9 protein-coding genes are annotated in these 7161 nt (G+C 47.0%); 7 read left to right on the forward strand and 2 right to left on the reverse strand.

What is annotated here, in order from left to right; genetic code table 11:
• Nucleotides 1-230 precede the first annotated feature (230 nt).
• From GXP22_10565 to yaaA, 5 genes are all read left to right on the forward strand, one after another.
• Nucleotides 231-545, forward strand: a complete 315-nt coding sequence (locus GXP22_10565; protein ID NOX09906.1) for an iron-sulfur cluster assembly accessory protein — start codon at nucleotides 231-233, stop codon at nucleotides 543-545.
• 12 nt (nucleotides 546-557) lie between these two features.
• Nucleotides 558-2195, forward strand: coding sequence for a histidine kinase (locus tag GXP22_10570; protein NOX09907.1), 1638 nt, complete (start codon nucleotides 558-560; stop codon nucleotides 2193-2195).
• Between the two features lie 126 nt (nucleotides 2196-2321).
• Nucleotides 2322-2984, forward strand: coding sequence for a response regulator (locus GXP22_10575; protein ID NOX09908.1), 663 nt, complete (start codon nucleotides 2322-2324; stop codon nucleotides 2982-2984).
• A 5-nt stretch (nucleotides 2985-2989) separates the two neighbouring features.
• Nucleotides 2990-3463: a rhodanese-like domain-containing protein gene (locus GXP22_10580; GenBank protein NOX09909.1), complete on the forward strand. Its 474-nt coding sequence runs from the start codon at nucleotides 2990-2992 to the stop codon at nucleotides 3461-3463.
• A gap of 15 nt (nucleotides 3464-3478) precedes the next feature.
• The gene (gene yaaA / locus GXP22_10585; protein ID NOX09910.1) at nucleotides 3479-4240 is read left to right on the forward strand and encodes a peroxide stress protein YaaA; all 762 of its coding nucleotides are present in this window, start codon (nucleotides 3479-3481) and stop codon (nucleotides 4238-4240) included.
• Between the two features lie 231 nt (nucleotides 4241-4471).
• On the opposite strand, the gene GXP22_10590 is transcribed toward yaaA, so the two are convergent.
• Nucleotides 4472-4798 (reverse strand): S24 family peptidase, encoded by a 327-nt coding sequence (locus GXP22_10590; GenBank protein NOX09911.1) that lies wholly within the window; start codon nucleotides 4796-4798, stop codon nucleotides 4472-4474.
• A gap of 29 nt (nucleotides 4799-4827) precedes the next feature.
• On the opposite strand from GXP22_10590, the gene GXP22_10595 reads away from it, so the two are divergent.
• Complete coding sequence (locus GXP22_10595) at nucleotides 4828-5205, forward strand: hypothetical protein (GenBank protein ID NOX09912.1); 378 nt, start codon at nucleotides 4828-4830, stop codon at nucleotides 5203-5205.
• An 11-nt stretch (nucleotides 5206-5216) separates the two neighbouring features.
• Here GXP22_10595 and cobA read toward each other — a convergent pair whose 3' ends face one another.
• The gene (gene cobA / locus GXP22_10600) at nucleotides 5217-6647 is read right to left on the reverse strand and encodes a uroporphyrinogen-III C-methyltransferase (protein NOX09913.1); all 1431 of its coding nucleotides are present in this window, start codon (nucleotides 6645-6647) and stop codon (nucleotides 5217-5219) included.
• A gap of 192 nt (nucleotides 6648-6839) precedes the next feature.
• Here cobA and GXP22_10605 point away from each other — a divergent pair, with 192 nt between their 5' ends.
• Nucleotides 6840-7070 (forward strand): sulfurtransferase TusA family protein, encoded by a 231-nt coding sequence (locus tag GXP22_10605; protein NOX09914.1) that lies wholly within the window; start codon nucleotides 6840-6842, stop codon nucleotides 7068-7070.
• The last annotated feature ends 91 nt before the right edge of the window (nucleotides 7071-7161 follow it).

Here is a 7161-nt window from a genome sequence, read left to right on the forward strand (position 1 = left end):
CTCACTAACAGGCCGGATATATGGAAGCAATCCTGTCACTGTTAAAGGTTCACAATGTCTTGCAAACTGGGAGGAGACCATATATGCGTATCACGCACCAACAACTTTGGTGCGTGATACGCACCCTACTCCCTGGCACAGGCCGCAAAAACCGTGGTCTGTCCCCAGTTTTAACAATAGCCATTTTCAGTGTAAAATAAGCACCAAGCACATTAATACGGAAACAAAATATGATTACTATCACAAAACAGGCTGCCGAACAGATTAAACTCTCCCAACAGGGCGACAACAGCGGAATGAAATTACGCATCGCCGCATTACGCAAGGTGAATGGTGACATCCACTATGCTATGGGCTTTGATGATACCGGACGTGAAAAAGATAGCAGTTATACCTGTGATGGTATTGAGATCGTTATTGCGATTGAAAGCTCGGAGTTATTAAAGGACGTTACTGTCGACTATGTTGAACTGGAACCGGGTGATTTTCAATTCATCTTCAGCAACCCACAGGATCAGCAACATTCCTTTTCTACCGCTGATTAAGTAACCCATTAGATGAAGATTCACCCTCATCATGGAGTTTCCCAAAACCTGCGTGATCTGGCGGCATGGATTATTGCCCCAACCAGTGTTCTACAAAAAAGATTTGCCTTATTTATCCGCCGTCGTCTGCGTGCCACCCTGCTGGCACTGATTGCAGTCTTGTTATTGCTTGGTATCACCACCATTCTGACGGTCTATTCACCAACCAATAACATCAATCTTTTGATCTTGCATGGTATCCTGGTTGTTGCTGGAATCCTGCTGGTCACGCTCGCCATGATCCTAATCCAGAGAGACCTACTCGCACCACTGAGTGATCTCAGGGAATGGGCTTATCTCATGCGTAATGGTGATCTATCCGCCCGCCTTTCCATTCCTGTGCGCGATGAATTCATCACACTGGCTCAGGATATTAATACACTGGGCGAAGCAATACAGTCACTCTCGCGTGACATGGAAAACCAGGTACATAAACAGACACGTCGCATAAAAGACAAAAGTCGTTCTCTTCAGATTCTCTATGATGTTGCTGCCAGCATCAACACCTCCAGAGATCAGGATGATCTATTAACCCGTTTTTTATATACCCTCAAGGATGTCACCCATGCACGCGCTGCCAGTGTGCGTATGCTGGGTTCCGATGGACAAATGAATCTGGTCGCTAGTATTGGTCTGAATAATGATTTACTGGAAAAAGAATGTAGCCCCTCGCTACAAAAAGACCTCTTTGAAATCGACTCAAACCATAAAAAAAATAAGGATATTATCCCCTCCGATACTACAGTCAGCCTGTTTGATAACAAGACGGTCAAGATGTTAACCGTCCCCCTGCAATATCGTGGCCGTACCCTGGGCACCTACAACCTCTATGTCGAACGTAAGAATCTGGATAATAGTGAGGATATGATTGAACTCTTAACCAGTATTGGTCGCCATCTGGGTATGGCAATTGAAAAGGCTCAACTGGATAAAGAAGCCAATCAAATGTCGGTGATGGCCGAGCGCACCCGTATTGCACATGAATTGCATGACTCCCTGGCTCAGACGCTTGCCAGCCTGCGCTTTCAGGTGCGGGTACTGGATGAAACGCTGCATCGCGGAGATGAAGCCGCGCTATGGCAAGCCCTTGAGGTCATCGAGGCGGGTATGGAAGAGGCGCATACCGAGCTACGCGGACTGATCAATCATTTCTGTGCCCCCATCGACCGACGTGGACTTATTCCTGCTATTGAACAACTCTCCGAACGCTTTCGTAATGATACCGGCAGCCAGTTATTCTTCCAGAATGAATGGGATCAATTGCCCTTCAATGATGAGCAGGAAATTGAGATTCTGCGTATTATCCAGGAGTCTCTCGCCAATATACGCAAACATAGTCAGGCCAATACCACACGCATCATGTTGAGCTATAAAAGCAATGAATACCGTGTGTTGATCGAGGATGATGGTATCGGCATTAGTCACGAACAACCGGTTAGTGGTATTCCTGGAGAGCATGTCGGCCTGGGCATTATGGAAGAGCGCGCCAAACGTCTCGGCGGCAGTCTAAAGATAGAAAGTGAACCGGGTGAAGGCACACAAATTCTGTTAAACTTCAGGATTAAACCAGACCTTGCCTCGGAATCAGAGATCAAGGATTATATGTTATGACTGTCTGGGTTAATACATCCATGTAGGCTCCACGCCCGCGTCCATGCGGGCAGGGTCTCTGATAGAGAAGCGCAATCCCTGTCTCTTGAGTTAACGAGACAGTAATGATAATGAGTAGAAAACGCTATGAGTCTTAGAGTCCTTTTAATTGATGATCACGCCCTGTTCAGAGAGGGCTTACAAGGTTTATTAAGACATCGCGGTATTAATGTGGTTGCTGCTGCGGGTGATGGGCAAGAAGGTCTGGATCTGGCGAATGAAGTTAATCCTGATATTATCCTGCTGGATATGCGTATGCCTGGACTCAATGGTCTGGCAGTATTACGTCAGCTACGAAAGAATGGTCTACAGATGCCCATTGCGATGCTAACCACCAGCAGTAATGAACAGGATCTTATCGAATCCCTACGTAGCGGTGCGCAGGGATATCTGATCAAGGATATGGAGCCCGATGATCTGGTTGTGGCACTGAGAGATATTGTTGCCGGTAAGACCGTAGTTGCACCCGACCTCGCGCCTATTCTGGCACGCGCCATACAAGGCGAGACACCTGAACAAATTCGCTCCAACGATCCCTTCTCTGAATTAACACCGCGTGAAGGAGAAATCCTTGGTCTATTGGCCGAGGGTCAAAGCAACAAACTGATTGCACGCAACCTGGGAATATCCGATGGCACCGTCAAACTACACGTCAAGGCTATTCTGCGTAAACTGGGCGTTCATTCCAGGGTCGAGGCCGCCGTTATTGCAGTGGAACAAGGCATGCGCAATCGTGATAATCGAGAATAACTATGATGAAGAAAAATCTTAATGAACTGGTAAGTGCCGCCGCTGAGGTAGTCGATGAGATATTTCCCTGGGACCTGGATGAACGTCTACAGGAGAAAAATAACATTCTATTAATCGATGTCTCCGAACCCTATGAATATGACAAGGTACATATCGCTGGCTCAATCAATGTCCCCAGAGGTGTATTGGAAAGCGCCTGTGAGTATAATTTTGAAGAAACCGTACCGGCACTTGCCGATGCGCGTGATCAGGACGTTGTGATAATATGCCGTTCCGGTAATCGTAGTGTCCTGGCAGCACTCACCATGAATGGACTGCTCGGCTATCGTTCTGTCAGCTCGCTCAAGACAGGTCTCAGAGGATGGAATGACTTTGAACTAAAACTTATCGACAAGAATGAAAAGCCCGTTGATATCGATCTGGCTGATGAATATTTCATGCCTAATCTGCGCCCTGAACAGGAAGCACCACAGACATAAACCTCACCCCCTGAAATGTTAATTATTGTCTCACCTGCCAAGAAACTCAATTTTGATGATGCCGCACCAGTGGATCACTATACTCATCCGGCTTATCTGAACAAAAGCCAACAGCTCATTAATGTGCTAAAAAAGCAGCCCGCGTCAAACATCTCAAAACTGATGAAATTGAGTGATAAACTGACCACGTTAAATGTTGCACGTTACCAGGCTTTCACCACCCCGTTTACTCCACAAAATGCGAAACAGGCAATTTATACCTTCAGGGGTGATACCTATGTTGGCTTTAGTGCTGATACGTTGGGTATGAAAGACATTGATTATGCCCAGGATCATATCCGCATCCTGTCGGGACTGTATGGCATGTTAGCACCACTGGATCTGATGCAACCCTACCGGCTGGAAATGGGCACACGCCTGCCCTGTGGTGATAGCAAAGATCTCTACCAGTTCTGGAAACAGACACTGACTAACGATATTAATAAGTTACTAAAAAAAGAAAAGCAGCTCATCAACCTTGCCAGCAAGGAATATTTTAGCGCCATCGACTTTCCCGCCATCAAGGGTACGATTATCACCCCGGTATTCAAGGAAAAGAAAGGCGATGTCTACAAGATCATCGGCATTATGGCAAAACGCGCACGCGGCATGATGTCACGCTACATCATCGAGAATCGCATCAAGGATGTAGAGCAACTAAAAGGATTTTCAGAGGATCGCTACCAGTTTAATAAACAAGCCTCCAGTGAACATGAGCTGGTTTTTATGCGTGGCTAGGACTGTATTGAAGTGGATCCCACTCGGTAGGGTGCGCACTGCGCACCAACACCCATTTTATCTGGTGCGTAATACGCACCCTACCCATTCAGGGACGCTCCTCTTTAACAGAGATCCTTGCCCGCACGACTGCATGGATGTAGGTAGAGCAAATGCAGGAGCAATTGCCAATGGATGTATTCACGGCGTGTCTCTGTTAAAGAGGAGTGCCCCTGTCTCGAACAACACTCATCAATCATATTTCTTATGATGCTTACGCCGTTTCCCTGCACGTTGCGAGACCACACCCTTAATATCGATAAGTCCTGCAAGCTGAATAACCTCATGTCCCTCTTCCAGCGCCACAAGATAATGAACCTGCTCGCGGATCTCCAGTTGGCGAAATATAAACTCATTAGCGCCATCGACAGCCAACACATAACAACCGTGTTTTACTATGCCGCCCGGATCAATAATAATAATGCACCCATCCGGAAACTCCGGTGCCATACTGGTACCCAGCACCTGTAATGCAAAAGGTTCACTAGCGGCGCAACTACTACCGTCTGTCATACCCATTCTCCCTCAAACTATGTAATAATACACTCATGGAATTTTTCTCATTTAGCCAGTGCTCAAGCACTGAACAGGAACTGCAACAACTCCTCACTATTGATACATTAAATAGCTGGTGTCCGTTCCATGTGGACAAGATCTTATCTCACCAGGACAACAGTGGTGAAATCTACTGTATCTGGGGGCAGTTTCATATACAACGCGAACTCATCTATGGCGGAGTCCGTTTCTCCCTGTTGAACTGCCGTAATGCCGTCACCTGGTCCATCACCACTTGTCCCAGATACAGACCGGATGAGATCGTTGTTCACTGCACCATTAATCGAACAGAACAGGATACTGATTTCACCGATACCATCGAGAGTTTTGTTGAAGAATGGCGACAGGCACTGGAGTCTCAATTTAGCTAGCTAACGCCCGCTTAATTACTCCCCCCATTCTTTCTAAACACCGAACCCGACTGATGCTGTGGTGCATTAAACCACTTCAATTTTTCATGTAATTCAACCACCTCACCGACAATCGTCAAGGTTGGCGCGCACACACCGGATTCCTTGACCAACTCAGGTAGATTACTGATGGTACCAATGTGCACGCGCTGATTAGGAGTCGTACCCTGTTCCACCAATGCCGCTGGCATATCAGCCGGAACGCCATGCGCCATCATCTCGCGTGAGATATCCTTAATCCCATTCAGCCCCATATAAAACACCACTGTCTGGCGTGGTTGAGCCAACTGATTCCAGTTGAGATTGAGACTACCATCTTTTAAGTGACCGGTAACAAAAGTACAGGATTGAGCATAATCTCTATGCGTTAACGGAATACCGGCATAAGAGGCACAACCTGCCGCCGCAGTAATGCCTGGAATCACCTGAAAAGGCACTCCTTCTTTGGCGAGAATATCAATCTCTTCCCCACCACGCCCAAAGATAAAGGGATCACCACCCTTCAGACGTAATACGCGTTTACCCTCACGCGCCAGATCGACCAAGAGCTGATTGATCTCCTCCTGGGGAACAGCGTGATTATCCTTTTCCTTGCCGACATAGATCCGATCCGCATCACGACGCACCATATCCATGATCGGTGCTGATACCAACCGATCATGCACCACCACATCCGCCTGCTGCATCAAACGCAAGGCACGAAAAGTTAATAGATCTGGATCACCGGGGCCGGCACCAACCAGATAGACCTCGCCCATATCCGTATTAATCTGCTTATCGGCGATTGCCTGTTTAATATAATCACGCGCCACCGCATCCTGACCCGCCAGCACCATCTCAACAAAAGGACTCGCCAACAGATCTTCCCAAAATTGTTTACGTTGCTGAGTATCAGAGAAAGCCTCTTTAACCAGTGGTCGAAACTCATCCATCAAGGTCGCCAGACGACCATAAGCTGAAGGAATCATACTCTCCAGACGTGAACGCAATTGACGTGCCAGCACCGGTGAAGCACCCCCGGTAGATACCGCAATCATCACCGGTGAACGATCCAGTATCGAGGGCACAATAAAACTGCATAGTGCCGGGTTATCCACTACATTAACCGGTATACCCTGTTCATTCGCCAACTTCGATGCCAACTGATTAACCGCACTATCATCTGTTGCTGCAATCACCAACACCTTTTCATTCAGATCAGCCGACTCAAAGCCCCGCGCAATATGTTCGATCTCACCCGCACTGGCACGGGTCTGTAGATCAGCACATAATTCTGGCGCAACCACAATAATACGGGCACCCGCCTTATGCAGCATCGTTACCTTTCGGGCAGCGACATCACCACCACCGATAACCAGACAGGGGCGTTGCTTGATGGCTAAAAATATTGGAAGAAACTCCATAAGTCAGATACCTCTCGAAAGGTTAAGGAACCTCAGACCAGTCATAGTATATAATTAATCTGAGGTTCCTTAACTATCTCATGATTTCAGGGCAGAGCCTATATCCTAAATGCAGTATTTGTTAACAAAATATAAAAAATTGAGTATGATAGCGTCTCTATTAATTAATGAAGATAAGCACGGTGATATAAAATGACTGATTTTGACCAGGAACTCGATACATCAGGACTCAACTGTCCGATGCCCGTAATGAAAACCCGTAAAGCACTACGCGGCATGGAATCAGGCCAAGTGTTACACCTTATCTCAACCGACTCTGGCACCAATGATGATATCCCCGGACTGGTTGAAGAGATCGGCGCATCCATTGTTGATTCAAATGAAGATAGTGGTACCTACCATATCTACATCAAGAAGGATTGATAAAACCGGACAGATAAAACCGGGGACAGACCCCAATCAGATAAAACCGGGGACAGACCCCAATTAAAACCGTAAAACCAAGGTTTTACGG

The sequence above is a fragment of the Gammaproteobacteria bacterium genome (genome assembly GCA_013151035.1).
In the GTDB taxonomy this organism is placed as follows: domain Bacteria; phylum Pseudomonadota; class Gammaproteobacteria; order JAADJB01; family JAADJB01; genus JAADJB01.